Source organism: Exiguobacterium sp. s91, from assembly GCF_018618915.1.
Lineage (GTDB): Bacteria > Bacillota > Bacilli > Exiguobacteriales > Exiguobacteriaceae > Exiguobacterium_A > Exiguobacterium_A abrahamii.
The window spans coordinates 865,245-891,346 of sequence record NZ_JACSMZ010000001.1; the positions used below are offsets into that span (position 1 = coordinate 865,245).

24 protein-coding genes and 1 riboswitch are annotated in these 26,102 nt (G+C 49.1%); of the genes, 21 read left to right on the forward strand and 3 right to left on the reverse strand.

Going from position 1 to position 26,102, the window contains the following annotated elements:
• Nucleotides 1-149 precede the first annotated feature (149 nt).
• Both KNQ06_RS04285 and KNQ06_RS04290 read left to right on the forward strand, forming a co-directional pair.
• Nucleotides 150-1,052, forward strand: coding sequence for a DUF4097 family beta strand repeat-containing protein (locus KNQ06_RS04285; RefSeq protein ID WP_215147407.1), 903 nt, complete (start codon nucleotides 150-152; stop codon nucleotides 1,050-1,052).
• Nucleotides 1,049-1,960: an FUSC family protein gene (locus tag KNQ06_RS04290; protein ID WP_058704466.1), complete on the forward strand. Its 912-nt coding sequence runs from the start codon at nucleotides 1,049-1,051 to the stop codon at nucleotides 1,958-1,960. The genes KNQ06_RS04285 and KNQ06_RS04290 overlap by 4 nt, the downstream gene beginning before the upstream one ends.
• A gap of 63 nt (nucleotides 1,961-2,023) precedes the next feature.
• Here the strand turns inward: KNQ06_RS04290 and KNQ06_RS04295 are convergent, their stop codons facing one another.
• Nucleotides 2,024-3,715 (reverse strand): Rqc2 family fibronectin-binding protein, encoded by a 1,692-nt coding sequence (locus KNQ06_RS04295; protein ID WP_215147409.1) that lies wholly within the window; start codon nucleotides 3,713-3,715, stop codon nucleotides 2,024-2,026.
• A gap of 169 nt (nucleotides 3,716-3,884) precedes the next feature.
• On the opposite strand from KNQ06_RS04295, the gene gmk reads away from it, so the two are divergent.
• The 12 genes from gmk to KNQ06_RS04355 all read left to right on the forward strand — a co-directional run bounded on the left by gmk (nucleotide 3,885) and on the right by KNQ06_RS04355 (nucleotide 16,632).
• Nucleotides 3,885-4,502 (forward strand): guanylate kinase, encoded by a 618-nt coding sequence (gmk, locus tag KNQ06_RS04300; protein ID WP_174316772.1) that lies wholly within the window; start codon nucleotides 3,885-3,887, stop codon nucleotides 4,500-4,502.
• Nucleotide 4,503: 1 nt separating this feature from the next.
• Nucleotides 4,504-4,707, forward strand: coding sequence for a DNA-directed RNA polymerase subunit omega (gene rpoZ / locus KNQ06_RS04305; RefSeq protein WP_149427612.1), 204 nt, complete (start codon nucleotides 4,504-4,506; stop codon nucleotides 4,705-4,707).
• 56 nt (nucleotides 4,708-4,763) lie between these two features.
• Nucleotides 4,764-5,954 (forward strand): bifunctional phosphopantothenoylcysteine decarboxylase/phosphopantothenate--cysteine ligase CoaBC, encoded by a 1,191-nt coding sequence (gene coaBC / locus KNQ06_RS04310; protein ID WP_133207524.1) that lies wholly within the window; start codon nucleotides 4,764-4,766, stop codon nucleotides 5,952-5,954.
• The gene (gene priA, locus KNQ06_RS04315) at nucleotides 5,951-8,275 is read left to right on the forward strand and encodes a primosomal protein N' (RefSeq protein WP_064299632.1); all 2,325 of its coding nucleotides are present in this window, start codon (nucleotides 5,951-5,953) and stop codon (nucleotides 8,273-8,275) included. The genes coaBC and priA overlap by 4 nt, the downstream gene beginning before the upstream one ends.
• A 9-nt stretch (nucleotides 8,276-8,284) precedes the next feature.
• On the forward strand, nucleotides 8,285-9,667 hold the full coding sequence (fmt, locus tag KNQ06_RS04320) for a methionyl-tRNA formyltransferase (protein ID WP_050677507.1): 1,383 nt from the start codon (nucleotides 8,285-8,287) through the stop codon (nucleotides 9,665-9,667).
• The gene (gene rsmB, locus KNQ06_RS04325) at nucleotides 9,664-10,995 is read left to right on the forward strand and encodes a 16S rRNA (cytosine(967)-C(5))-methyltransferase RsmB (protein ID WP_215147411.1); all 1,332 of its coding nucleotides are present in this window, start codon (nucleotides 9,664-9,666) and stop codon (nucleotides 10,993-10,995) included. The genes fmt and rsmB overlap by 4 nt, the downstream gene beginning before the upstream one ends.
• An 18-nt stretch (nucleotides 10,996-11,013) precedes the next feature.
• Complete coding sequence (locus KNQ06_RS04330; RefSeq protein ID WP_023468765.1) at nucleotides 11,014-11,748, forward strand: Stp1/IreP family PP2C-type Ser/Thr phosphatase; 735 nt, start codon at nucleotides 11,014-11,016, stop codon at nucleotides 11,746-11,748.
• A 2-nt stretch (nucleotides 11,749-11,750) separates the two neighbouring features.
• Nucleotides 11,751-13,685: a Stk1 family PASTA domain-containing Ser/Thr kinase gene (gene pknB / locus KNQ06_RS04335; protein ID WP_215147413.1), complete on the forward strand. Its 1,935-nt coding sequence runs from the start codon at nucleotides 11,751-11,753 to the stop codon at nucleotides 13,683-13,685.
• Nucleotides 13,686-13,710: 25 nt separating this feature from the next.
• Entirely contained in the window at nucleotides 13,711-14,616 is a 906-nt protein-coding gene (rsgA, locus tag KNQ06_RS04340) for a ribosome small subunit-dependent GTPase A (RefSeq protein ID WP_215147415.1), read from the forward strand.
• A 2-nt stretch (nucleotides 14,617-14,618) separates the two neighbouring features.
• Entirely contained in the window at nucleotides 14,619-15,275 is a 657-nt protein-coding gene (gene rpe, locus KNQ06_RS04345) for a ribulose-phosphate 3-epimerase (protein WP_029342106.1), read from the forward strand.
• Between the two features lie 22 nt (nucleotides 15,276-15,297).
• Nucleotides 15,298-15,407, forward strand: a riboswitch (TPP riboswitch).
• A gap of 60 nt (nucleotides 15,408-15,467) precedes the next feature.
• Entirely contained in the window at nucleotides 15,468-16,028 is a 561-nt protein-coding gene (gene thiT, locus KNQ06_RS04350; protein ID WP_023468761.1) for an energy-coupled thiamine transporter ThiT, read from the forward strand.
• A 1-nt stretch (nucleotide 16,029) separates the two neighbouring features.
• Complete coding sequence (locus tag KNQ06_RS04355; RefSeq protein ID WP_029342104.1) at nucleotides 16,030-16,632, forward strand: thiamine diphosphokinase; 603 nt, start codon at nucleotides 16,030-16,032, stop codon at nucleotides 16,630-16,632.
• A gap of 54 nt (nucleotides 16,633-16,686) precedes the next feature.
• On the opposite strand, the gene KNQ06_RS04360 is transcribed toward KNQ06_RS04355, so the two are convergent.
• Together KNQ06_RS04360 and rpmB are read right to left on the reverse strand one after the other, a co-directional pair.
• The gene (locus KNQ06_RS04360; RefSeq protein ID WP_064299638.1) at nucleotides 16,687-18,090 is read right to left on the reverse strand and encodes an amino acid permease; all 1,404 of its coding nucleotides are present in this window, start codon (nucleotides 18,088-18,090) and stop codon (nucleotides 16,687-16,689) included.
• A 140-nt stretch (nucleotides 18,091-18,230) separates the two neighbouring features.
• Nucleotides 18,231-18,419: a 50S ribosomal protein L28 gene (gene rpmB / locus KNQ06_RS04365; protein ID WP_023468758.1), complete on the reverse strand. Its 189-nt coding sequence runs from the start codon at nucleotides 18,417-18,419 to the stop codon at nucleotides 18,231-18,233.
• Nucleotides 18,420-18,702: 283 nt separating this feature from the next.
• Between rpmB and KNQ06_RS04370 the strand changes: the two genes are divergently transcribed.
• From KNQ06_RS04370 to plsX, 7 genes are all read left to right on the forward strand, one after another.
• The gene (locus tag KNQ06_RS04370; protein ID WP_023468757.1) at nucleotides 18,703-19,065 is read left to right on the forward strand and encodes an Asp23/Gls24 family envelope stress response protein; all 363 of its coding nucleotides are present in this window, start codon (nucleotides 18,703-18,705) and stop codon (nucleotides 19,063-19,065) included.
• 25 nt (nucleotides 19,066-19,090) lie between these two features.
• Entirely contained in the window at nucleotides 19,091-20,764 is a 1,674-nt protein-coding gene (locus KNQ06_RS04375) for a DAK2 domain-containing protein (RefSeq protein WP_369815311.1), read from the forward strand.
• A gap of 100 nt (nucleotides 20,765-20,864) precedes the next feature.
• Complete coding sequence (sdaAB, locus tag KNQ06_RS04380) at nucleotides 20,865-21,527, forward strand: L-serine ammonia-lyase, iron-sulfur-dependent subunit beta (RefSeq protein WP_215147417.1); 663 nt, start codon at nucleotides 20,865-20,867, stop codon at nucleotides 21,525-21,527.
• A 4-nt stretch (nucleotides 21,528-21,531) separates the two neighbouring features.
• Nucleotides 21,532-22,428 (forward strand): L-serine ammonia-lyase, iron-sulfur-dependent, subunit alpha, encoded by an 897-nt coding sequence (gene sdaAA / locus KNQ06_RS04385; RefSeq protein WP_023468754.1) that lies wholly within the window; start codon nucleotides 21,532-21,534, stop codon nucleotides 22,426-22,428.
• On the forward strand, nucleotides 22,412-24,442 hold the full coding sequence (recG, locus tag KNQ06_RS04390; protein ID WP_035396758.1) for an ATP-dependent DNA helicase RecG: 2,031 nt from the start codon (nucleotides 22,412-22,414) through the stop codon (nucleotides 24,440-24,442). Before sdaAA ends, recG begins: the two co-directional genes overlap by 17 nt.
• Before the next feature lie 85 nt (nucleotides 24,443-24,527).
• The gene (fapR, locus tag KNQ06_RS04395) at nucleotides 24,528-25,097 is read left to right on the forward strand and encodes a transcription factor FapR (protein ID WP_023468752.1); all 570 of its coding nucleotides are present in this window, start codon (nucleotides 24,528-24,530) and stop codon (nucleotides 25,095-25,097) included.
• Nucleotides 25,094-26,089 carry a phosphate acyltransferase PlsX gene (gene plsX / locus KNQ06_RS04400; protein ID WP_050677493.1) on the forward strand — a complete coding sequence of 332 codons (996 nt, stop codon included), beginning with the start codon at nucleotides 25,094-25,096 and terminating at the stop codon, nucleotides 26,087-26,089. Before fapR ends, plsX begins: the two co-directional genes overlap by 4 nt.
• Nucleotides 26,090-26,102 lie beyond the last annotated feature (13 nt).

A 26,102-nucleotide genomic window follows, 5' to 3' on the forward strand; every position in this document is an offset into this window, starting at 1 on the left:
TTCTTCTGGAATGTCAGTGGTTCATCCGATGACGCTTCCTTCTTCCGCCCGATGGCGAAACGGTGAACTTCTTCTATGATAAGAAGGGGGCTGTTGACAGCCGATTCAGATATTCGGAATAATGGTAGACATGAGATGGAGGGGCTGACATGGAAGAGCATAACAGTAGGAGTGTGCGGAAACGAAAACAATCGTCGTTCACACGCTTAAAAAATAAACAAAAACAAAAGATGGATGCACGGTTGAACCGGATTGGAGAAAAAGGACCAGTGAAGCGACCGCTCTATTTATACGGTGGTGTCATTCTCGGACTTGTCGTCATCTATTCGATCACATTGCTCGTCTCAACGGAATTGTTATCGCGTGGCGAAACATTCAAAACGACGAATCGCTATAAATCTCTCGCCATCGAGGCGCCGCACGCAATGGTACAATTCGTTCGAAGCACAGATGGAAATGTCCAAATCAAGCTCGTCGATAGTGCATCGAGTGGAAAACGACTGAAAATCAGTACGTCGACGAATACGGTGACGGTGACGGGACGAGATGGTTGGCTGTCTCGACTTGGCAATCGTCCGAGCGAAAAAACGGCAGACTATACGATTCAAGTGGGACTACCAAGTTATATGAACCGTGTCGATGTCGATGCTGGAACACTTAAAGGAATGGGCATCTACGCAAAAACGATCGAGATGGACGGAGAAGCGATGAGTCTCGATAAAGTAAAAGGTGATGAGATTACACTGAATGCTACACGTGCGATTTCCGTCAAGGAAATGGACGCCGTCCATGCGCAGGTGACAGGCGAGAGTGTCTCGCTGGCAGACTATATGGCGAAGTTGAGTCTTGACGTCACAACGATTGACGGCGCGACGAAGCTAAAACCAAATAAAGCAGCCGGTACGATCACGATTGATACGGGAGGCGATATTAAAGCCTCTGACCGATATACGAAACAAAAGAATAAGGATGAGACGATTTATGAACTGTCGAAACAAGAAAAACCGGAAGTGACAGTCAATAGTGAAGTCGGGCAGGTGACGCTCGAGTGAAATTAAAGTTTCGGATTGGACTTCGAACGATCAAGACCGGTATCGCGGTAGCTCTTGCACTCAGCATCTCTTGGTATGTATTCGGTATTTATTCAGGAATGGGGGCTGTCGCAGCCATCGTTGCGATGCAACCGACGATCCATCGTTCATTTAAAATCGTCTTCAATCGAATTTTCGGAACGGTACTCGGACTGATGTGTGGACTCGCGATCGTTGCGACACTTGGTGCCAATCCACTGACGATCGGACTCGCTGTCGTCGTCTCGCTCGTCCTCAATTCGATGATTGGACGAACGGATATGTCGACGTTCGCTGCTTTTGCGATCGTCTTGATGTTCGAGAGCCCGACCGCTGACTACGTCCACTATGCCTTATCACGGTCGTTGTTGACTGTCGTTGGGGTATTATCTGCCGTCCTCGTCAATTACATCGTCTTCCCGCCACACTATGAGGATCGTTTACTCTTACTCGTCAAAAAAACGACGCAACAGTTGATGGAAGATTGGCGAAGCCTTGTGCAAGATGATGGACGCTTGCTTGCCGTCCGTAAACAAATCCTCAAACATGAGGAAATGATGTTGATGCTTCAAGAGGATCAAAAATATCCATTAGTGGCGAGCGGTCAAAGTGAAGCGTTCATTCGACTGAAGGAGCTTGTCGATCTTGAAGACAAGTTGCTCGTCTTGCTTGAAAGCATTGCCAGTCATCGGGATATCCCGATGACAGAAGAACAGGAAAAGACGCTCGGTCAGGAAATTGATTTCTTACTCAGCCATCATTACGATGTCATCTTCTCTCACGAACGAAAACAGGCGATGTTCTCATTCGATCAAGAATTAAGCGAGGCGAAGGATATCATCCATGGGCATTTACTCGATTACCGGGAACAGTTAGAAAAAATGAAGTGAAGATGAAAAAGCGCTGTTTCTCCTAAGTGACATTTAGGAAAAACAGCGCTTTTTTGTGTAGCATCATTGACGTAAGGATTGGACGACATCTGGATCAGGTGTGACGTAAAGAGTCGTTTGATCCGTGTAGATGACGAATCCGGGCTTTGCACCACTCGGTTTTTTGACATAACGTAGTTCCGTGAAGTCGACCGGAACTTGGCTCGACTCACGTGCTTTCGAGAAATAAGCCGCGACGATCGCTGCTTCCTTCAACGTCGTCTCGTCCGGTGCATCACTTTGAATGATGACGTGTGATCCCGGGATATCCTTCGTGTGTAACCACGTATCGGACCTGCGTCCGAACTTGAACGTCGCGTAATCATTTTGTTTATTGTTCTTTCCGACGAAGAATGGAAGACCAGTCGAAGAACGGTATGCTTCGAGTTGTGGGAGCTGCGGTTTCTTTTTCTTCTTTTGTCGTTCGCGCAGATAACCTTCTTCGACGAGTTCCTCGCGCATTTCCCGGATGTCTTCCGGGGATGCGACATCGAGTTGCGCAAGTAAGCCTTCGAAGTACGCAATCTCAGCTTGGTTCTTCTCGAGCTGACGCGCGACTTCGACTTTGGCGGTTTTTAATTTGTTATACCGTTTGTAATAACGTTGCGCGTTCTCATTCGGCGAGAAACGAGGATCAAGCGTGATCGTGATCTCAGCACCATCTGGATCATAGTAATCCACGACGGTCGCTTCCTTCATCCCGCGTTCGAGCTGATAAAGATAGGTCGTCAGCAGTTCCCCTTTATGTTTCCATTCATCCATCCGTAACGTCGCTTCTAAATCTTTTTCGAGTTTTGAGCGCTTTAAGATATTCTTATCGTACTCGCTCTTGATGAACCGTTCGAGATCGGCTGCTTGTTGTTTGACGCGATCGCGGTTTGCTTTTTGATGGAAGAAGGCGTCGAGGACTTGACCACTCGTCTCGAACGTCTTCTCGTCGATGATGGATCCTTCCGTTAGCCGGACCGGTGCGAAGCGTTCCTTACCACCTTCCATCCGTTGTAAGACATAAGGACCATCGAGTTCCTTCAGGACATCTTGAAAGGCAGATGCAAGATTCGTCCGGTTGGCAAGACCTGCCCGTGTGACGACTTCCTTTGCAATTTGTGGAGACAGACCACTGAAGAGACCAAGTAACTGTCGATCTAGTTTACCAGCGTTCCAGTCAATCCGGTGGAGTGTCTTTTCGATATCTCCCGTGAGCGGATCCACTTTATCCTGTGCCGGCGGAAGCTGGTATGTCACCCCTGGCATGATCGTCCGGAAGGTATTTTGACTGAGTGGCAAGTGTTTGATCGCATCGAGGATCTTATCTTGTCCATCGGTCAAAATGATGTTCGAGTGACGTCCCATCAACTCGACATAGATTTTTTTCGCTTCCTCATCACCGAGTTCGTTCCGAGACCGGACGCGTAAGACGATGATTCGGTCACGTTCGAGTTGTTCAATTGATTCGATGAACCCACCTTCGACATGTTTGCGGAGCATCATACAGAAGAGTGGGGGTTCACTCGGGTTGCTGACCGCTTCCGACGTAATGTGCATCCGTGCATACATGGCATTCGCAGAGGCGAGCAACAATACGTTTTTTCGCTCAGCCCGGACCTGGAATACTAAATCCAATGTATAAGGCTGGTATACCTTATTGATCCGTCCTCCGACGAGTGGTTGGAGTTCTTCGACGACACGTGTCGTCATCAATCCGTCAAAAGCCATACGATTACCTTCTTTCTTGATTTCGTTCTCACTTTCTAAAGGTAACAGAAATGGCATCGTTATGGTATGATAAAGCAGTCGAGCTAAAAAAAGATGACTTGCGAACTTCCCGTCTCTACTGCTAATATGAAACAATGTGAAGTTTGTGAGATGGAGGGGTTTTGAAGTGATTTTCAAAGAGCGTGGCTTATTACTCGTATTATCTGGTCCAAGTGGTGTCGGAAAGGGAACGGTCTGTCGTGCCTTGCGCGAAGATCAGGATAATGATCTGCATTACTCGGTATCCTGTACGACGCGCCAACCGCGCGAAGGAGAAGTAGATGGTGTTCATTACTTCTTTAAATCGCGTGAAGAATTCGAAGAGATGATTGCGAACAATCAACTCTTGGAATATGCTGAATTCGTAGGAAACTATTATGGAACACCAGTTGAATGGGTGAACCAGATCCTAGATGAAGGAAAAGACGTCATTCTCGAAATCGAAGTTCAAGGGGCCATGCAGGTCAAAGAACATTTTCCTGAAGCTGTCTTCTTATTCCTTGCACCTCCAAGCCTCCAAGAATTGCGGAACCGCCTCGTAGGGCGTGGAACGGAATCGGAGGAAGTCATTAAGCAACGTCTGCTCGTCGCTAAAGAAGAGATCGAGATGATGGATGCGTATGACTATGTCGTGACGAACGACGAAATTCATAAAGCCTGTGATCGTATTCAAGCAATCGTCACAGCGGAACATTGCAGTCGGGAACGTGTCGCGTCCCTATATAAAAAAGCCATGGAGGTTAAGTGATATGTTATATCCATCAGTTGATAAGCTTCAAAAGAAAGTACCATCGAAATATACGATCGTTACAGTTGCCGCTAAGCGTGCGCGTCAAATCCAAGACGGGAAACGCGTGAAAGTCATGAACCCAAAATCGCATAAACCGGTCGGGAAAGCTTTAGAAGAGCTTTATTTCGAAGAAGTAACCGTCACGAACCAACCGCAAGACTAATTTTGAAGCAGCCACTTGTCATCGTGGCTGTTTTTTTCAATAAGGAGGATACCTACATGTTAACCAACCGAAACATCCTACTGTGTGTCGGCGGTGGAATCGCTTCCTATAAATCAGCAGCACTCGCTTCCAAACTCGTTCAAGCAGGCGCACACGTTCAAGTCGCGATGACGCGTAATGCGCAACAATTCGTCGGTAAGACGACGTTTGAGGCACTGACGCGAAAAGCGGTCTATGACAATGTCTTCATCGAGCATGATCCGTCAAAAATCGCCCATATCGATTTAGCGGACGAAGCGGATTTAATCGTCGTCGCACCAGCAACCGCGAACTTGATTGCAAAACTCGCGCACGGGATCGCAGATGACTTCATTACGACGACGATCCTTGCAGCAACGTGTCCCGTCATCGTCGCACCGGCGATGAATGTCAACATGCTCGAACATCCGGCGACAGTTCGCAATATCGAACAACTCAAGCAGGACGGTGTCCAGGTGATTGCACCGGGAGTCGGAAATCTCGCATGTGGTTGGGTCGGGAAAGGTCGTTTACCCGAACCGGAAGACTTAGTCGCAACACTCTCAACCTTCTTTGAAGATAAGTATCTAGCCGGGCGAAAAGTCTTGATCAGTGCAGGCCCGACCGTTGAACGGATTGATCCGGTCCGTTATTTGACGAATGACTCTTCAGGAAAGACAGGCATTGCACTTGCGGAAGCAGCAAGAGACGCAGGAGCAGATGTCACGCTCGTACACGGGCCACTTCGGATCGGACTACCGGCTGGCGTCGAAACGATTGCCGTCGAGTCGGGAGAAGAGATGCTCGAAGCCATGTTACGTGACTATGAGACGCAAGACATCGTCATCATGTCCGCTGCCGTAGCTGACTATCGACCGTCTGTCCAGTACGATCAGAAGCAGAAGAAAATTCACGGACCATTGCGGATTGAACTCGAGGAGACGACGGATATTCTGAAGACGCTCGGTGAGCAGAAAGAACATCAGGTATTAGTTGGATTTGCAGCGGAGACGACGGACGTCGAGACGTTCGCGAAACAGAAACTCGTCCGAAAGAAGGCGGATTTCATCGTCGCGAATGATGTCTCTCGTTCTGACATCGGATTTGTCAGCGACGAAAATGAGGTCGTCGTTTTTGGGAAGAATGATTCCGTCACGCGATACGATCAACAATTGAAATCGACGCTCGCCAAATCGCTCATGCGCCAATTTGCGGAGGCATTGGCATGATAGCTGAAGTCATCGTCGATGTCGCAGCGGCCACCGTCGATCGTCCTTTTGATTATGCCGTGCCGGAACTCTGGCAGGAGCTGATTGTTCCCGGAATGCGCGTAGAGGTTCCGTTCGGTCCACGTGCGTTGCTTGGGATCGTCGTCGGAACGAAAGCAACCTCTGATTTGACGAACGTCAAATCGATCGTTCGTGTCTTAGATGAGACGCCGACCTATACGCAAGAATTACTCGAGCTGTCGGCTTATCTATCAGAAACGACATTGTGTTTTCAGGCGACGGCACTGCTTGCGATGCTGCCGGCTGCGTTGAAGGTGAGTTATGATAAACTGGTCATAGTCGAGTCGGGCCCACTTCGGGCATATCATGGTAAGAAAATGAGTCAATTACCAACGGAAGTCCAACAAATCATCTTAACAGCGGCGAAACAAGCTGACGTGACGCTTCAACCGGTCATTCGCGAGAAAAAGACGTCAAAGACGGATAAACGTATTCGTCTCCTAGAGGAACAGGCAACTTTTACGAAACAAGCGAGTCAACAAGCGGCACTGTATGCGTATATCCAAGAATTTCCGAATGCGCTTTGGAGTGAAATCAAGCAGGCGACGGGCGCAACGAGCGCGACGTTGAACGCCCTCGAGAAAAAAAGCATCATTGAAGTCGAGACGATTGATGTACGGCGAAATCCTTACGAACATCTCGTCCAAGACATCTTTGTGCCGTCCTCTTTGACGGAAAAGCAACAGGAAGCTGTCTCGGCGATTACGGCTGAAGCTGAGACCGGAACGTTTTTGTTACATGGCGTAACAGGAAGCGGTAAGACGGAAGTCTATCTTGAATCGATTCATGCACAACTCGAACGCGGTAGACAAGCGATCTTGCTCGTTCCAGAAATCAGTCTGACACCGATGATGGTCAAACGGTTCAAACGTCGTTTCGGAGAACGGGTCGCTGTCCTGCATAGCGGTCTATCGCTCGGAGAAAAGTATGATGAGTGGCGCAAAATCGCTCAAGGCGAGGTCGATGTCGTCGTCGGTGCACGGTCCGCCGTGTTTGCGCCGCTGACGAATATCGGAATCATCATTCTCGATGAAGAACATGAAACAACCTATAAACAAGAAGAGAATCCGCGCTATCATACGCGTGATGTTGCAAAATGGCGAGCGGCCTATCATCGTTGTCCCGTCGTGCTCGGAAGTGCAACTCCATTACTTGAGACGTATGCGCGGGCACAAAAAGGGGTCTATCGTTACTTACCGCTTCGCGAACGATTCGGTGGGGAACTGCCTCCGGTCGACATCGTTGATATGCGTAAGGAACTTGAACGGGGCAATCGTACTCCGTTCAGCCTCGCGCTCGTCGAAGGCATCAAAGAACGAATCGAGCGTGGGGAACAGACGGTATTACTTTTGAACCGTCGAGGGTACACGACATTCGTCTTATGTCGGGATTGCGGGGAGACGCTTCAATGTCCGCATTGTGCCGTCAATTTAACGTATCATCAACATGAAGATCGCTTGAAGTGCCACTATTGTGGATTCGAGGCGGCGATGCCGAAAACTTGTCCGTCCTGTGAATCGACGAAGATTCGTCAGTTCGGAACGGGGACGCAAAAGATCGAGGAAGAGTTGGCGCATTTGATTCCGGAAGCACGGATTATTCGGATGGATCAAGATACGACGTCTCGTAAAGGCGCACACGAGAAGTTACTCGATGCCTTCGAGCGTAAGGAAGGGAACATTCTTCTCGGAACACAGATGATTGCAAAAGGTCTCGACTTTCCAAATGTCACGCTCGTAGGGGTGCTCGCTGCTGATGCGACGCTCGGTATTCCGGATTTTCGGGCAAGTGAGCGAACGTTCCAGTTGATCACGCAAGTGTCGGGGCGTGCCGGGCGGGGGCAACTCGCCGGACAGTCGATCATCCAGACCTATAATCCTGAGCACTACGTCATTCAGACGGCGAAACAGCATGATTACGAAACGTTCTATAAGCGGGAGATGCAGTTGCGCAAACTCGGGGGACACCCTCCATTCTGGTTCCTTGGCTTGATCACGGTCTCAGCGACACATCCACTCGAAGCACAAGCAGAAGCGCAACAGATTGCTTCTGAGCTGCGGGCTTTCGAATCGGAGGATTTAGTCGTCAATGGACCGTTCGATGCGCCACTTGCTCGACTGAAGAATATGTACCGACAACAGGTCTTAATTAAACATAAAGGGCAGGAAGATGTCCGGACACATCTCCGTGATATCTTAGCCCGTCGTCAAAAATCAAAAACACAAGTCGCGATCGACTTGAATCCATTTGTATTCATGTGAGGTGTCTGTATGTATAAAGTAGTAGAAGTACCAAATGATGTATTACGACAGGTATGTGAACCTGTCACGAAGTTCGATAAAAAACTCGGTAAGATGATCGACCGGATGTTCGATACGATGTACGAATATGATGGTGTCGGCTTAGCGGCACCGCAAATCAATCAACCGATCCGTGTAGCTGTCGTCCATACGGATGATGAGACAGGACCGATCGAGCTGATCAATCCGGAAATCATCGAAGCCGATGGTTCACAAATCGATGACGAAGGATGCCTCAGCATGCCAGGCATTTTCGGACCGGTCGAACGGTTCGACCGCATCGTCGTCAAGTCGCAAGATCGTCTCGGGCGGACGGTCAAAATCAAGGCAAACGGCTTTTTTGCACGTGCCATCCAGCACGAGATGGATCATTTAGACGGTGTCCTGTTCACAGATAAACTTGTCGAGCAAGAAAAACCGCGCGTCGTCTTCATGGGGACACCTGAGTTTGCGGCAGGGACACTGCGTGAAGTGATCGATGCTGGGTATGACGTCGTCGGTGTCGTATCGCAACCAGATAAGCCGGTCGGACGAAAACGGGAAGTCAAACCGACACCTGTGAAACTCGTCGCGATGGAACACGATATTCCTGTGTTGCAACCGAAACGGATTCGTGAAGACTATCAGGACGTCCTTGATTTAAAACCAGATCTCATTATCACGGCAGCTTACGGTCAGATTGTACCGACAGCTATTTTGGAAGCACCACGCTTTGGGGCGATCAACGTCCATGCGTCACTCCTACCGAAATATCGTGGCGGTGCACCGATTCATCAAGCAATCATCGATGGAGAAAAAGAGACAGGCGTGACGATCATGTATATGGTCGATCGACTTGACGCGGGTGATATGTTGTCAAAAATCATTGTTCCGATCGAAGAGAACGATACAGTCGGAACGATGTTTGAAAAATTAGCGGACGCAGGAGCGCGACTATTGCTTGAGACCTTACCGCGTCTGTTCGCAGGTGAATTGACACCGGAAGCGCAAGATGAGGCAGAAGCGACGTTTGCGCCGAACATCTCACGCGAGCGGGAACGACTTGATTTTACGTTACCGGGTGAGACACTCTATGATCAAATCCGAGGAATGAATCCTTTCCCAAGTACGTATACGATGCTTGGTGATGACCGATTGAAAGTCTTTTTCGCGACGAAAGTCAAAGGAACGGGACGACCAGGCGAAATCATCGCTTTAGAAGCGGATGGTCCCGTCATCGCGACAGGTTCGGAGACAGCGTTGAAGCTGATCGACTTACAGCCGTCCGGAAAAAAACGGATGGACGGTGCTACGTTCATGCGCGGGATCGGTCAATCGCTTGAACTCGGACAACAAGTAGGTGAGAACGCATGAATGTACGTGACGCAGCAGTAACGACACTGATGAAAATTGGTCAAGGTGGTGCCTTCTCGACAATCACCGTCCACCAGATGCTTGAAAAGCGTGCTATCTCAGCAACAGATGTCGGCTTGTTCACGGAACTCGTCTACGGGACGCTCAGTCGTGAATTGACACTGGATTATATTTTGGAGCCGTATCTAGCGAAACAGAAAAAACTTGATCCGTTCATGCGTCCGTTGTTACGGATGAGTGTGTATCAATTGTTTTATCTTGATCGTGTACCGGATCATGCCGTCATCCATGAAGCTGTCGAGATTGCTAAAAAACGTGGGAAAGTCCACGTCTCGAAAGTCGTCAACGGAGTGCTCCGGAATGTATTACGGACGGGAATGCCCCATTTTGCTGAGATTGAGCCTGTTGCAAAACGAATCAGCATCGAAACGAGTCATCCGCAGTGGCTCGTCGAACGCTGGATTGAACTGTTTGGTCCGGAAGAAACGCTTCAAATCTGTCAATTGAATAACACACCTGCACCGGTCACGGTTCGCATCAATCGGACGAAGACGACGCGAGAGGAAGCGATCGAGCTTCTACTCGACCAAGGTGTGACGGCAAAACCATCTACGGTCGCGCCAGACGGTCTCGAAATCGAACGAGGAAGCGTTCAAAAAACGGATCTGATTGACCGTGGGTATCTTTCTCTGCAGGATGAGAGCTCAATGCTCGTCGCCCGTGCACTCGGTGCAGAAACATCTGATCATGTACTTGACAGCTGTGCCGCACCTGGTGGGAAAGCGATGCATATTGCTGAAGGTTTGACGACGGGAACACTACAGGCACTTGATCTTCATCCACATAAGATTAAATTGATTGAACAGCAAGCGACACGATTAGGTCTTACGACTGTTCAAGCAGAAGCGTTAGATGCTCGTAAAGCAGGAGACCGCTTTGAAGTAGAATCGTTTGATCGGATTCTTGTCGACGCACCTTGTTCAGGACTCGGTGTCATTCGAAGAAAACCAGATATCAAATGGACGAAACGCCCGGAACAACTCGAGCAACTCCCGAAAATTCAACGAGATATTCTGACATCTGTCTTACCACTCGTTAAAAAGGGTGGAACCTTTGTCTATTCGACTTGTACGATTGATCCGACTGAGAACGAGGACCAGACAGCGTTCATTCTCGATCAAGGATTTGAATTTGATACATCCTTCGCGGCACGGATGCCGGAATCCGTGCGACATCTGATCGGGGATCGAGCAGAACTCAAGTTGTTACCGACGACAGTCGGAACGGACGGCTTCTATATTGCCGCGTTTAAAAAACGAGAAGATTGACACGAACGGAGGACTGTCATGGAGTTAGCTCACCTTTCGACTACTGGGAAAGTCAGGACTAAAAATGAGGATACGGTATTACTCGTCGGGAACGCTGAACGTGGTCTTGCCGTCGTTGCGGACGGTATGGGAGGTCATGCTGCTGGCGATATCGCAAGTGCGATCGTTCGCGAGGTATTTGAAGCATCCTTTTCACTCATGCCAAATCGTCCGATGGAATTGTCTGAATGGATAGAACAACGTGTAGCCGAGGCAAATGCCCGGATTCTTCAGTTTTCAAAAGACGAGCAACTTGCAATCGTCGGAACGACCATTGCCTGCGTATGCTGGGTCGAAGATTTGCTCGTCATCGGTCATGTTGGAGATAGTAGGGTCTATGCCCTTGAAGGTACGGCGTTAAAACAATTGACGGATGATCATTCTTACGTCAACATGTTACGACAAATGGGGGAACTTTCGGATGAGGAAGTCGAAAATCATCCACGTAAGAATGTCATCACACGGTCGGTCGGCTCGAACGAAACGGTCGAAGTCGACATTCAAGTCAGAGATGCTCCAGACTATGACCTCGTCCTCGTCTGTAGTGACGGGTTGACCGATGAAGTGCCAGATGATGTCATCGAACAGATCATCTTACAGGATGAACCGCTTGATGAGATCGTCGGACGATTGGTGAAAGAAGCGAATGCTCGAGGAGGCGCGGATAATATTACGATTGCCGCCATCCGGTTCAAAGAAAGAAAGAGGGTCTGAATATGCGATACGGAGATCGATTAAATGACCGCTACCGCATAGAACGGCTAGTTGGAAGTGGCGGGATGGCGAATGTCTATCAAGCCTATGATGAGATTTTAAAGCGTCATGTTGCCATTAAGATTTTACGGACCGAATTTTCGCATGACGAACAGTTCATTCGTCGATTCGAACGTGAAGCTCATGCTGCTACCAGCTTGAATCATCCAAACATCGTTGCCGTCTATGATGTAGGCGAAGAAGATGCCATCTATTACATCGTCATGGAGTATATCGATGGTATGACATTAAAGACATTTTGTGAAAATCAAGCATTACCTGTGCCGCAGGCCGTCGATATCATCGCTCAAATTTGTGATGCGATCGATCACGCCCATGCACACCGAATTATCCATCGCGATATCAAACCGCAAAACATGTTGATTCGAGAGGATGGTACCGTCAAAGTAACGGATTTCGGAATCGCTGTGGCGATGTCGAATGCGACGCTGACGCATACGATGTCCGTCCTTGGGTCCGTCCATTACTTTTCACCGGAACAAGCAAAAGGTAAATTTGCGGATGAGAAGTCGGATATCTATTCACTTGGTGCTGTCTTATACGAACTTGTGACAGGACAAGTCCCGTTCGAAGGTGATTCACCGGTTGCGATTGCTTTAAAGCATCTGCAAGATACACCGCGTCGCCCATCCGTCTTGAATCCGAAAGTGCCACAAGCGCTTGAGAACTGTATCATGCAGGCGCTCGCAAAAGCACCGCATGACCGTCAACAGTCCGTCGCAGCATTTAAGGCAGATATGGTGACGGCGTTGTCTGACGAACGAGCAAGCGAAGGTATCCGAGGTGCAGAAGAGGATGAGCTGGAAAAAACGATGGTCTTATCGCCTGTACAAGTGCCAGAAGAATCAAAAGCGGAACCAGAATCACCCGCCGTCACGACCGTTCAACCGAAAACACCGGAAAAGAAAAAGAAAAAACGTTGGTGGATCGTCCTCTTATTGCTCATATTGCTAGGTGGTGCAGCTACGACGTTTGCGATGTGGCCAGATCCAACGGTCACCGTACCATCTGTCGTCAAGACGGATGGAGACGAAGCGGAAACGAAGCTTGAGAAACTAGGATTCGTTGTTGAGACGACAGAACGAAATAGCGATACAGTCGAGGAAGGCGATGTCATCAGTCAGACACCGCGTGAAAACGCACAAGTCAAGAGAGGCTCGACAGTCAACTTGGTCGTCTCTACAGGTAGTGCGCCGGTCGAAGTACCGGATGTGACAGATGACGCTGAAAAAGAGGCGATTGCCACATTAAAAGAGGCTGGATTCGCTAAAGTCGAGGTCGAACGTGAAAAGTCGGATGAAATCGAGCGAGGTAATGTGATCCGGCAATCGATCTCTGCTGGGACGGAAGTGATTGCAAAAGAACAGACGATTACAATCACTGTCTCAGAAGGAACTTCGTCCTTTGAATTGAAAGATTTGACGAACTTATCGAGTGATGAAGCAAAAGCGTATCTCGATGAAATGGGTCTCGACGGCACGTTTGAACAAGAATTTTCAAGTGACGTCAAGCTCGATCAAGTCATTCGTCAATTCCCGCAAGCAGGAGCACAAGTCGAACCGAACGACTCCGTGACGGTGTTCATCTCAAAAGGTGAGGAAGAAAAAACGGTGACGGCAACGTTCCCTGAAAAGGTCGTCTATGATGCGGTCAGCGAGAACGAGGACGAGGAACCACCGAAACAAGTCATCCGGATTGAGACGGAAGACGCGAAAGGGAAGCGGACCGTCATCGAGGAATCGATTGATCAAGATGAGACATTCGACGTGCCGGTGACGATTGATCCAGGAGAAGAAGGAAAAATTACGATCTATAAAGACGATACGGTGTATCGTTCAAAAACCATCACGTACAATCAAGCAAAAGACGCACAATGAATGTGATGAAAAAGGAGTGCATAGGATGACGGAACAACGCATCGAAGAGAATCGAGAAGGAACGATCATACGTCTGCAGGGTGGCTTTTATGATGTCATGACACCAGAAGGAGAGGTCCGTTCACGGGCAAGAGGGAATTTCCGAAAACGCGGCATCAGTCCAGTCGTCGGAGACGAGGTCGTTCTTCATATCGAAAGTGAGACAGGATATATTCTCGAAGTGAAGGAGCGGGACAACTTTTTAGTACGCCCTCCAGTCGCGAATATCGACCAGGCATTGCTCGTCGTCTCGGCGGCAGAACCTGATTTTTCAGCGCACTTGCTCGACCGATTTCTCGTTTTGATCGAAGCGAAGGAAATTCAACCCGTCATCCTATTGACGAAGATGGATTTGCTGGACGATGTTAAAGGACCGGCTGTCCGAGAGGCGATTGCCGCTTACCGGAAGATTGGGTATACGGTCATCGAGACATCAAGTCAGACGTTGGCAGGTATTGAGCAAGTCCGTCCGTTACTTGCTGGAAAAACGAGCGTTCTCGCCGGACAATCCGGTGTCGGGAAAAGTTCATTGCTCAATGCACTGGAACCCTCTCTTGATTTAGAAACAAGTGCGATCTCGAAATCACTCGGACGCGGACGTCATACGACGCGCCACGTCACATTGATGCCGCTTGCCGAAGGATTGATTGCCGATACGCCAGGTTTCTCGAACCTCGATTTTCCGTATGATATGGAAATCGAGGATGTACGGTGGAGTTTCCCTGAATTCGTGGCTGTACAAGATGATTGCAAATACCGAGGTTGCTTGCATTTGAATGAACCCGGTTGTGCAGTCAAGGAAGCCGTCGAAGCCCAAGAAATCATGTCCTCTCGTTATGAGAACTATGGTATGTTTATAGACGAAATCAAGAATCGAGCCCGGAGGTATTGAAGATGATTAAAATTGCACCATCTATCTTATCAGCAGATTTTGCGAATCTCGAACGCGATGTTAAAGCAGTCGAAGCAGCAGGCGCGGACTATATCCATTTTGATGTCATGGACGGTCAGTTCGTACCGAACATCTCATTTGGATTACCTGTGCTTAGCAGCTTACGTCAAAAGACGGATATGATTCTCGATGTCCATTTGATGATCGACCAGCCAGAACGTTTCGTCGAGGATTTCGTCAAAGCAGGGGCGGACATCGTGACGTTCCACGTCGAAGCGACGAATCATGTCCATCGTGTCTTGCAACAAATCAAAGCAGCGGGCGCAAAGGCAGGAGTCGTCTTGAATCCCCATACGCCATTATCAACGATTGAACACGTCCTTGAGGATGTCGATATGGTTTTATTGATGACGGTCAATCCGGGCTTCGGTGGACAAGCCTTCATCGAGCGTGTCATGCCGAAACTCGCAGCACTTGCGCAAATGAAAGCAGATCGTGGTCTGACATTTGAAATCGAGATTGACGGTGGCGTCAATCCGGAAACGGCAAAGCTTTGCATCGATAACGGTGCGAACGTTCTCGTCGCAGGATCAGCAATCTACAATGCACCAGATTATGCGGAAGCGATCACTAGCATTCGTCAAGGGGCTGCCGTATAATAAGAACGAGAAAACGAAATATGATGACCGCAAGGGGTGTCGCTTGAAAAGCGGCTGAGAGGAGTCTTTTAGACTTTAACCCTTCGAACCTGTTCCGTTCAAACGGACGTAGGGATGTGGCGCACGCAGGCAGTACGGCGTTCGTCGTACTGCCTTTTTGCGTCCTCTCGTACAATGAAGGAGGAAAATAGCATGAAACGGTTACAAATGATGATGGAAATTGCCATCTTCGCCAGTCTCGGAGTCGTCTTTGATTTACTGATTCCATTCAAAATGCCACAAGGAGGCTCAATCAGCTTAGCGATGTTACCGATCTTCGTCATGGCATTTCGCCACGGTGTCGTCGGAGGGGTCGTCACGGGAGCGCTTGTCGGTACGATTCAATTGATGTTCGCTCCACAAGTCTTGACGATCGTTCAACCGATGCTTGACTATACGATTGCGTATGGTGTCGTCGGATTAAGTGGTCTGTTCGCGCGTCAAGTCAGACTAGCCGCGCGCAATGGACAAAAGAAAAGCTTGATGGCGTTCGTTCTCCTGGCGACGTTATTAGGCGCAGGACTCCGTTATATCTGTCATGTCATCAGTGGAATCGTCTTTTTTGCCGAGTATGCCGAAGGTCCAGTCGTACCGTATTCATTGATTTATAACGCGACATACATGGTACCGTCTTACGTTCTTTGTGGTGTCGTTGCGGGTCTTTTATTTACGACTGCGCCACGCTTACTCCGTTATTCGGCACGAGGCGTCTGAGATGCGGGCGATTCTCGTCTGTGCCGGTCCGCGAGAAGAAGCGCCGGATTTACGGACGTTTTGTCAGCCAGGTGATTTTATCGTCGGTGTCGACGGTGGTGTTCAGACGATTGAATCGTTTGGGCTGACATGCGACCTGACGATTGGTGATTTTGATTCGCTTGGTTATGTACCAGAAGGGGCAATCGTTCATCCGGCCGAGAAAGATGAAACGGATCTCGAACTGGCACTTCGTACAGTCTCAGAGAAGAAACAGTTTGAGGATACCTTCATTATCGGGGCGACAGGTGGGCGGCTCGACATGACCGTCCAAAATGTATATCTATTGAAGCGATACCCAGAGGCACGACTCGTGACGAAACGAGAAGAGGTACGATACTTGGCTGAGGGAACGTATGCAGTCGAAGCAGGGAGCTATCATTATCTTTCGTTCATTCCACTCGTACCATCTACTTTAAGCTTATCCGGAGTCAAATATCCACTTGATGCACATCCAGTACCGGTCGGAGGTTCCTTGACCGTCAGTAATGAATGGTGTGCGTCAGAAGCGAAGGTAGAGCTCCATCAAGGAGAACTATTGATGATGCGGACGCTTAAGGAATAGCACAATCATAGGAAAGAGGCCGTGGACAAATCCATGGCCTCTTTTTGTATGAAATTATTCTTCGAGTTGAGAAGGGGCGACACGGATGTCGCTTTGGGCGGATAGATGTTTTCCTTTGACGAAGAGATGATAACTTCCCCACATGACGAGGAAGAAAGGAACACCGATGTATAGAGCGATTCGTTGATCCGCTTGAAACGCAAGACTGACGAGGACGACGACGTTTAACGTCAGCGAAATCAGTGGTAACACCGGATAGAGTGGTGTCTTGAATTTCAGTTCGGATACATCGTGTCCGTTTCGGACGAACTGACGACGAAATGCGAGCTGCGAAGCAGAAATCGAAATCCAGCCGACTTGAGCGCCAAGTCCGGCTAAGGACAAGAGCCAAATGAAGACGGTATCCTCTGCGAAAAACGCGGTTAGGAGCGATAACATCGCAAACATCATCGTAAAGAGTAACGCGCGCATCGGCACACCACGTGCATTGACGTAAGATAATTTCTTTGAAATCATCCCTTCTTGCGCCATCGCCCATAACATCCGAGTCGCCGCATATAATCCGGAGTTTCCGACGGACAATAGTGCCGTCAAGACGACGATGTTCATCAAATCAGCAGCGTACGGAATACCGATCGCATCAAAGACCATGATGAACGGACTGCTGACTCCGCCAGCTGTTTCATACGGAATTAATGCACCAACGATCGTAATCGATAAGACGAAGAAGATGAACGTCCGCCAGACTGTATTGCGGATGGCTTTTGGAATCGATTTTTCGGGCGTGTCGGACTCCCCAGCCGCAACACCGATCAATTCCGTTCCTTGGAAGGCGAAGTTGACGGCAATCATCGTCGTCAAGACACCGAGAATCCCGTTTGGAAACCAACCGCTTGCCGTAAAGTTCGCGAATAACGATGTTGGGCGATCTGCTTCCATCGGTAACCAGCCGAACCAAGCAGCGCCACCTAGAATGATGAAGAACAGGATCGCGAGGACCTTCAAACTCGAGAACCAGAATTCAGCTTCACCGAATGCTTTGGCGGAGACGGCATTCAGACCGAACAGCAAGACCGTAAAGACGGTACACCAGACGACAACGGGTACGTTCGGAAACCAGCGGTCCATCAAACTGCCGGCAGCTGTAATTTCGAGTGCGACCGTCACGGCCCAGCCGAGCCAATAAATCCAACCGACGGCAAAGCCGACCCCTGGTCCGATGAAGCGGGTCGTATAGGTCTGAAATGACCCCGAGACCGGCAGATAGACCGCTAATTCTCCTAGACATAACATCGTCAGATACATGATGGTCCCACCCACGATGTAACTGAGGACCGCCCCGAGAGGTCCTGCTTGTGAAATCGTTAATCCTGACCCTAAAAATAAGCCTGTTCCGATGATTCCGCCGAGTGAAATCATGAACAGGTGTCGACTCGTCATCTCTCGTTTGAGTTGCATGATGACTTCCCCCAATTCTGACAAAATAAAGTACGTTCCTATTGTAAGCGTTTTCAATAAAAGCGACAATTAGTTTATGAGAAAAATAAATGAGGGCATAAAAAAACCGGAAGGGAAGATTCCCATCCGGTGGTTGCGCCTTATACGCGTTCGACTTTACCTGATTTAAGAGCTCGAGCTGAAACCCAAACCTTTTTCGGCTTACCGTCGACGAGGATACGTACTTTTTGTACGTTGACTCCCCAAGTACGTTTTGTTTTGTTCAATGCGTGTGAACGGTTGTTACCCGACTTTGGCGATTTCCCAGTAACGTAGCATTTACGTGCCATGCGTTCCGCCTCCTTTTATGTTGTTTTGCGTTCGTCCTAATAGACACTTTGCTATCTTAGCATGGTGTCAGGGCGGTTGCAACATAAAAAAAGTAGCTGACAAGAAAAAAACTTGACAGACAACCTCGAAATTTAAAATAATGGATGAGGATGATGGTAAAAGTTCATTTGACCGCTACTATTTTTCACTTATTCATTGTATAGTCAGTACGGCGACTTTTCAATAGTAGGTCCTTATAGTAGAATTATGAGAAGAATACAATATTCAAAGGGGGCTACTCAGGTGGCGATCGAGATGAAAACGACCTATGGAAAGATTGATGTAGATAATGATGTCGTCGCGCAACTTGCGGGCGGCGCAGCAATGGAATGTTTTGGTGTCGTTGGTATGGCATCCCAGTCTCAAATCAAGGATGGTCTTGCTGAACTCTTAAAACGTGAGAACTTTGCACGCGGTGTCATCGTTCGACAGGCTTCAGAGCAGGTCCATATCGATATGCATATCATCGTAAGCTATGGAACGAAAATCTCAGAGGTGGCGAACAACGTACAGAGTCGCGTGAAATACACGCTCAGTCAGGCACTAGGTCTTGACGTGACATCTGTGAACATCTTTGTCCAAGGAGTCCGCTTGACGAATGTCTAAGGCGGGAATAGAGGAGGAAACTTTAGTGAGTGTAGATCGTTTAACAGGAGCGCAGTTAGTCAAGATGATTCAAAATGGCGCGGCGAATCTCTATCAAAATGCAGATTTCGTCGATTCATTGAACGTCTTCCCTGTGCCAGATGGTGATACGGGAACGAACATGAATTTGACGATGACTTCAGGTGCAAAAGAAGCAGGTAAATCAACTTCGGATTCTGTATCGGAAGTCGCGAACGTCTTCGCACGTGGATTATTGATGGGGGCGCGCGGAAACTCTGGCGTCATCTTAAGTCAATTGTTCCGTGGATTCTCGAAATCAATCGAAGGCAAAACAACGATTGATACGAAGGAATTCGCAGATGCGTTACAAAAAGGTGTCGATACAGCATACAAAGCAGTCATGAAACCGGTTGAAGGAACAATCTTGACGGTTGCCCGTGAAACAGCTGTCGCTGCTATCGCACAATCTGAGACGACGACGGATTTCTTAGAGTTGATGCGTCAACTCGTCGAAGCTTCGAAAGTATCGCTCGACGGAACACCAGAACTTCTTCCGGTATTAAAAGAAGTCGGTGTCGTTGACTCTGGTGGTCAAGGTCTCGTCTGTATCTATGAAGGATTCCTCGCAACACTCGAAGGAAAAGAACTCGACAAGCCGCATGCGCCTGTCATGGAAGCACTCGTCGAAGCAGAGCATCATAAAACGGCTCAAAGCTTCATGTCGACAGAAGAAATCCATTACGGTTACTGCACGGAAATCATGGTTCGTTTCCAAGATGACAAGCTTGCGAATGCACCGTTCAGCGAAGAAGACTTCCGGAACGAATTAGCGGAATTCGGTGATTCGTTGCTCGTCGTCGCGGATGAAGAACTCCTTAAAGTTCACGTCCACGTTGAAACACCAGGAGAAGTCATCACAAAAGGACAACGTTTCGGTGAACTCGTCGCTGTTAAGATTGAAAACATGCGTCAACAACACTCGACGATCCTTGAAGAAGAAGGTGCGAACCAAGTCACTCCAGTCGCTGCACCGAAGGCAAAAGCGAAAGCAGCCCTCGTGACAGTCGCAATGGGTGAAGGAATCAGCGAACTCTTTAAATCACTCGGTGTCAGTGTCGTCATCGAAGGCGGACAAACGATGAACCCGTCGACGGAAGATATCGTTAAGGCGATCGAGGATGCACACGCTGAACACGTTTATGTCTATCCAAACAACTCGAACATCATCATGGCCGCTGAACAAGCAGCATCTGTTGCGAATTGTGGTGTGACGGTCGTGAAATCAAAAACAGTTCCACAAGGTTTAGCAGCAACAATCGTCTATAATCCAGAAGCGACTGTCGAAGAGAACGAAGCGCACATGGCAGATGCGATTGCAGCCGTTAAGTCGGGACAAGTCACATATGCCGTACGTGATACGAACATCGATGGTGTAGAAATCAAGAAGGACGACCATATGGCGATTGCTGAAAAACAAATCGTCGCTACGGACGCTTCAAGTCTTGGTGCAGTCAAGAAACTCGTCGATACACTCGTCACTGAGGACGACGAAATCATCACGGTTCTTTACGGTGAAGGCGTCTCAACAGAAGAAGTTGACGCACTCGTCGCGTACATCGAATCGGTCAATCCGGATGCTGAAGTGGAAGTCCACGACGGCAAACAACCACTTTATTCGTACATTTTAAGCGTCGAATAAAACCATCATACTGAAAAAGGGCGACTAGCCTTTTCACGAATCCCACCATCTGCGATAATAGAGGTGGGATTTCGTTTGTTTCATAGAGAGGGGAAAAGAAATGAAATATCGTAGCGTCTTTGACATCATCGGACCAGTCATGGTTGGTCCATCGAGCTCGCATACAGCAGGGGCTGCAAGGATTGGATTGATGGCGGGTAAATTATTCGGGGAAACGCCTACTGTCATCCACATCACGTTTTACGGTTCATTCGCGGATACGTATCGTGGACATGGAACGGATGTCGCCATCATCGGCGGTGTTCTCGGATACGATACGTTTGACGACCGGATTCCACAATCGATCGATATCGCGAAGTCGAAAGGGATTGAGATTCATTTCGAGACGAGTGAGGCGTTGACGGATCATCCGAATACGGCTCGTGTCCATTTGAAGAATGGAGTAGAAGAGTTTGAATTGGTTGGTATTTCAATTGGTGGGGGAACGATTGAAATCACGGAATTAAATGATGTACCGCTTCGTTTGTCCGGTGGGGGACCGGCACTCGTCGTCTTACACCATGACCGCTTTGGTGCGATTGCAGCCGTGACGAGCATTTTGGCTGATTACGAAATCAATATCGGGCATATGGAAGTGTCACGGCATGAAAAAGGAAAACAAGCACTTATGGCAATTGAGATTGATGACCGGATAACGGCAGAAGTGTTGGAAGAAATCGATCGGTTACCTCAAGTCGAGCGTGCCGTCATGATGGGAGAGTGAAGACATGTTTAAATCCGTAAAAGAACTCGTCGCCATCGCGACGGAACGAAATATTCCGATTTCGGAAGTCATGATCGAGCAAGAGATGACGGTTCGTCATTTAGAGCGAGATGAAGTCTATGCGATGATGGAACGAAACCTGCAAGTGATGGAAGAAGCAGTCGCTCGTTCACTTGATGGTGACGGTGTCCAGTCGGTGACAGGACTGACCGGTGGGGATGCTGTCTTGCTTCAACGGTACCGTGCTTCAGGTAAAGGATTATCCGGTGATTTATTACTGGACGCCGTTAGTAAGGCAATCGGAACGAATGAAGTCAATGCTGCGATGGGAAAAATTTGTGCGACACCAACGGCAGGGAGTGCCGGCGTCGTGCCAGGCACGTTATTTGCTGTCAAAGATCGCTTAAACCCAACGCGTGAGCAGATGTTACGCTTCTTGTTCACATCCGGTGCGTTTGGTTTCGTCGTCGCGAACAATGCATCGATTTCCGGAGCGGCTGGTGGCTGTCAAGCAGAAGTCGGTTCGGCAACAGCGATGGCAGCAGCTGCCATCGTTGAGATGGCGGGCGGAACACCGGATCAGTCAGCGCATGCTTTTGCGATCGCGCTGAAGAACATGCTCGGACTCGTCTGTGATCCTGTTGCAGGACTCGTCGAAGTGCCATGCGTGAAACGCAATGCGATGGGTGGGGCGAATGCTGTTGTCGCTGCCGACATGGCACTCGCTGGAATCACGTCACGGATTCCGTGTGATGAAGTCATCTCAGCCATGCATGAGATTGGTCAGATGATGCCGTCTGCGCTTCGCGAGACAGCAAAAGGTGGACTCGCGAATACGCCGACTGGTCGCTGGCTCGAAGCAAAAATCTTCGGAGAGTTATCGAATGAATCCATCACGTGACGTCAAGACATTAAAAGGTGTCGGACGGGATTTGGCGAAAAAACTAGAAGAGATGAATATTCTCACCGTTGCGGACGTGCTCGAGCACGTCCCGTTTCGTTATGACGACTTCGTGACGGGAAGTCTAACGGAAGCAATCCATGAGGATAAAGTCAAGTTCACGGGTCAAGTCCAATCTGAACCACTTGTGCGCTATTACGGAAAAGGAAAGAACCGTTTGACGTTCCGTCTGCTCGTCGAAGAACGGTATAGTGTGACCGTAACGATGTTCAACCGGGCATTCTACAAAGACCAATTACAACTCGGAGCAGAAGTGACGGTCAGTGGCAAGTGGGACTTACACCGGATGACGATCTCTGCGACGGAATTGCAATTCGGGGCAATCGAAGGCGAATTGACACCCGTTTACTCGCTCCGGGGTGACATGCGGATGAAGACATTCCGACGCGTCGTCGACTTGGCGTTCAAGGAGACTGAGGCATTAGCTGAACGGATCCCGGATAGTATCCGGAAGACATACCGGTTACAAGACCGGATGACGATGTTAAAGTCGCTTCATTTCCCAACGAATCGACAAGAGTTAACGGCTGCTCGTCGCAGTTATGTCTACGAGGAGTGCCTCTATTTCCAACTGAAATTACAGGCGTTACGTCTTGGACGACGGAAAGGTCAAGGGATTGCTCTTCCCCTTCATGAAACGGATATTGCCAATTTCATCAAGAGCCTGCCGTTTCCGCTGACAGGTGCCCAGCAACGTGTGACAAAAGAGATCCTAGACGACATCGGTCGCGGCGAACGAATGAATCGGTTGTTGCAAGGGGATGTCGGAAGCGGGAAGACCGTCATCGCTGCCATCGCCTTGTTCGCGACGGTTCGTGCCGGAAAACAAGGCGCCTTGATGGTGCCGACCGAAATTTTAGCGGAACAGCATGCAGCGTCGCTCGCCCCATTGCTTGAACCACTTGGGATTCGGGTCGGTTTACTGACGAGTTCCGTTAAAGGGAAAGCGCGTGCACACTTGCTCGAAGCTCTTGTAACAGGAGAGATCGACGTCTTGGTCGGAACACATGCGCTGATTCAAGACACCGTCCAGTTCAAGGCATTACACCTCGTCATCACCGATGAACAACATCGCTTCGGTGTCGAACAACGGAAGCGGTTGCGCGCGAAAGCTGAACAGGCAGATGTATTATATATGACAGCGACACCGATTCCGCGTACGCTTGCGATATCGGTCTTTGGAGATATGGATGTTTCGATCATCGATGAGATGCCGGCGGGACGAAAGGAAATCGAGACCTACTGGGCGAAACCGCAACAGATGGAACGCGTTTTCGGGTTCGTCGAGAAAGAATTGTCGCAAGGTCGACAAGCCTACGTCATCACGCCATTGATCGAGGAATCCGAATCACTCGAAGTTCAAAATGCGATCGAATTACATGCGACATTGACCGAGCGGTTCAAGCCCTATCATGTCGGTTTGATGCATGGGCGCTTGACTTCTTCTGAAAAAGACGAGGTCATGCAGGCGTTTAAGGAGAATACTGTTCAAATCCTTGTTTCAACGACGGTCGTCGAGGTCGGCGTGAACGTTCCGAACGCGTCGATCATCGTCATTCATGATGCAGAACGCTTTGGTCTTGCGCAGTTACACCAATTAAGAGGGCGCGTCGGTCGAGGCGATGCCCAGTCTTACTGTATTCTAATCGCCGATCCCTCTTCCGATACGGGAAAAGAACGGATCAAGACGATGACGGAGACGAACGATGGCTTCAAGCTAGCGGAAAAGGATTTAAAACTGCGCGGAGCCGGAAATTTCTTCGGTACCGAACAAAGTGGATTACCGCGCTTCGTCTTGACTGATCCTGCGCTCGATATACAAGTCATGGAAACTGCGCGACAAGATGCAGTCCGCTTACTGCGATCGGACGCCTTTTGGCAAGCGCCGGAATACGATGTCTTGCGTGACTATATCGAACGACAAGGGCTACTTGAAGGAGAAAGAATCGAATAATACTTGAAAGTGAACAACAAGGGATATATACTACTGTTAGTACCAGGTAATAATAGTGGTCATCCTTCTTGTGGGAGGAACATACATGCGGGTACCTAAAAAAGAGAGACAACAAGAATTATTACAGACGATCGAGCAAAATCCGTTCATCACGGATGAAGCGCTGGCGACACGATTCCGTGTCAGTATCCAGACGATTCGTCTCGACCGGATGGAATTAAAGATTCCGGAATTACGGGAGCGAATTAAACACGTCGCGACCGAACGGCTGGATGATGTGCGTACGTTGACTGAAAATGAAGTCATTGGTGATATGATTGACCTGAAACTCGATACATCTGCGATCTCGATCCTTGAGATTTTGCCGGAACATGCGTTTAGTCGGAATGCGATCGCCCGCGGACATATTTTGTTCGCGCAGGCAAACTCGCTTGCGATTGCGCTCATCGACGATGAACTCGCGTTGACGACACGTGCGAACGTTCAGTTCACACGCTCCGTTCACGTCGGAGAACGCGTCGTTGCGAAGGCATTCGTCAGTTCCCATCGTCAAGATGGTCGTTCTGACATCACGGTGGAGAGTTATGTCGGTGAAGAATGTGTCTTTATCGGTGAGTTCACGGTGTATCGAAGTAGTAAGGAGGAATCGAAATGATTTTAGCAGTTGACGCTATGGGGGGCGACCACGCACCCCGTGCCATCGTAGAAGGGGTCGTTGCCTATCTGGCAGAACGTCCAAACGAAAACATCGATATCCGACTAGTCGGAGATGAGTTGAAATTACGCTCATACACAATCGAGGATCCGCGCGTGACGATCGTCCACGCGGCATCCGTCATCACCGGAGAAGATGAACCGGTACGTGCGATTCGCCGCAAGAAAGATAGCTCACTCGTTGTGGCTGCAAACCTGGTGAAATCAGGAGAGGCAGATGCCTTGATTTCAGCAGGCAACACGGGAGCGCTCATGACTGCCGGATTGTTCGTTATCGGTCGAATCGAAGGAGTTGACCGTCCTGCACTGGCCCCGACTTTCCCGACACGTAATGGGAAAGGTGTCGTCATCTTAGATGTTGGCGCCAACCCGGATGCGAAGGCAGAGCATTTGCTCGATTATGCCATCATGGGGTCTGTCTACGCAGAACAAGTTCGCGGCATCACACGTCCAAAAGTCGGACTCCTGAATATCGGATCAGAAGCCGGTAAAGGGAATGCACTGACGAAGGAAACGTATCCGCTACTTGAGACAGCACCGATTCATTTCGTTGGGAACGTCGAGGCGAGAGAAGCGATGAGCGGTGACGTCGATGTCATCGTCACGGAAGGTTTTGCCGGCAATACGTTACTTAAGAGTACAGAAGGGGCTGCCAGTATGATCATGGGTGTCATGAAAGAACAATTCATGAGCTCTTGGACATCAAAGCTCGCCGCTCTCGTACTAAAACCGAAGTTGAAAAAAATGAAGCAGTTGCTCGCTTATGAAGAATATGGCGGTGCCGGACTATTCGGCATAGCGGCTCCGGTCATTAAGGCGCATGGTTCAAGTAATGCCTACGCCTTCAGCCGAGCGCTCGTTCAAGCTGAAAAGATGGTCGAACAAGAAGTCGTTGCCAAAATCGTTCAAGCGAAGGCAACAGAAGCACGTTAAGAAGGAGTGAGAC

Excerpts from the sequence above, each read along its gene's own strand:
- rpmB (WP_023468758.1), bottom strand. The coding sequence starts at position 18,419 with ATGGCACGTAAATGCTACGTTACTGGGAAATCGCCAAAGTCGGGTAAC.
- rpoZ (WP_149427612.1), top strand. The coding sequence starts at position 4,504 with ATGTTATATCCATCAGTTGATAAGCTTCAAAAGAAAGTACCATCGAAA.
- rsmB (WP_215147411.1), top strand. The coding sequence starts at position 9,664 with ATGAATGTACGTGACGCAGCAGTAACGACACTGATGAAAATTGGTCAA.
- pknB (WP_215147413.1), top strand. The coding sequence starts at position 11,751 with ATGCGATACGGAGATCGATTAAATGACCGCTACCGCATAGAACGGCTA.
- fapR (WP_023468752.1), top strand. The coding sequence starts at position 24,528 with ATGCGGGTACCTAAAAAAGAGAGACAACAAGAATTATTACAGACGATC.
- KNQ06_RS04355 (WP_029342104.1), top strand. The coding sequence starts at position 16,030 with ATGCGGGCGATTCTCGTCTGTGCCGGTCCGCGAGAAGAAGCGCCGGAT.
- thiT (WP_023468761.1), top strand. The coding sequence starts at position 15,468 with ATGAAACGGTTACAAATGATGATGGAAATTGCCATCTTCGCCAGTCTC.
- fmt (WP_050677507.1), top strand. The coding sequence starts at position 8,285 with ATGTATAAAGTAGTAGAAGTACCAAATGATGTATTACGACAGGTATGT.
- KNQ06_RS04285 (WP_215147407.1), top strand. The coding sequence starts at position 150 with ATGGAAGAGCATAACAGTAGGAGTGTGCGGAAACGAAAACAATCGTCG.
- KNQ06_RS04295 (WP_215147409.1), bottom strand. The coding sequence starts at position 3,715 with ATGGCTTTTGACGGATTGATGACGACACGTGTCGTCGAAGAACTCCAA.
- KNQ06_RS04330 (WP_023468765.1), top strand. The coding sequence starts at position 11,014 with ATGGAGTTAGCTCACCTTTCGACTACTGGGAAAGTCAGGACTAAAAAT.
- sdaAA (WP_023468754.1), top strand. The coding sequence starts at position 21,532 with ATGTTTAAATCCGTAAAAGAACTCGTCGCCATCGCGACGGAACGAAAT.
- KNQ06_RS04360 (WP_064299638.1), bottom strand. The coding sequence starts at position 18,090 with ATGCAACTCAAACGAGAGATGACGAGTCGACACCTGTTCATGATTTCA.
- coaBC (WP_133207524.1), top strand. The coding sequence starts at position 4,764 with ATGTTAACCAACCGAAACATCCTACTGTGTGTCGGCGGTGGAATCGCT.
- priA (WP_064299632.1), top strand. The coding sequence starts at position 5,951 with ATGATAGCTGAAGTCATCGTCGATGTCGCAGCGGCCACCGTCGATCGT.
- recG (WP_035396758.1), top strand. The coding sequence starts at position 22,412 with ATGAATCCATCACGTGACGTCAAGACATTAAAAGGTGTCGGACGGGAT.
- sdaAB (WP_215147417.1), top strand. The coding sequence starts at position 20,865 with ATGAAATATCGTAGCGTCTTTGACATCATCGGACCAGTCATGGTTGGT.
- plsX (WP_050677493.1), top strand. The coding sequence starts at position 25,094 with ATGATTTTAGCAGTTGACGCTATGGGGGGCGACCACGCACCCCGTGCC.
- rpe (WP_029342106.1), top strand. The coding sequence starts at position 14,619 with ATGATTAAAATTGCACCATCTATCTTATCAGCAGATTTTGCGAATCTC.
- rsgA (WP_215147415.1), top strand. The coding sequence starts at position 13,711 with ATGACGGAACAACGCATCGAAGAGAATCGAGAAGGAACGATCATACGT.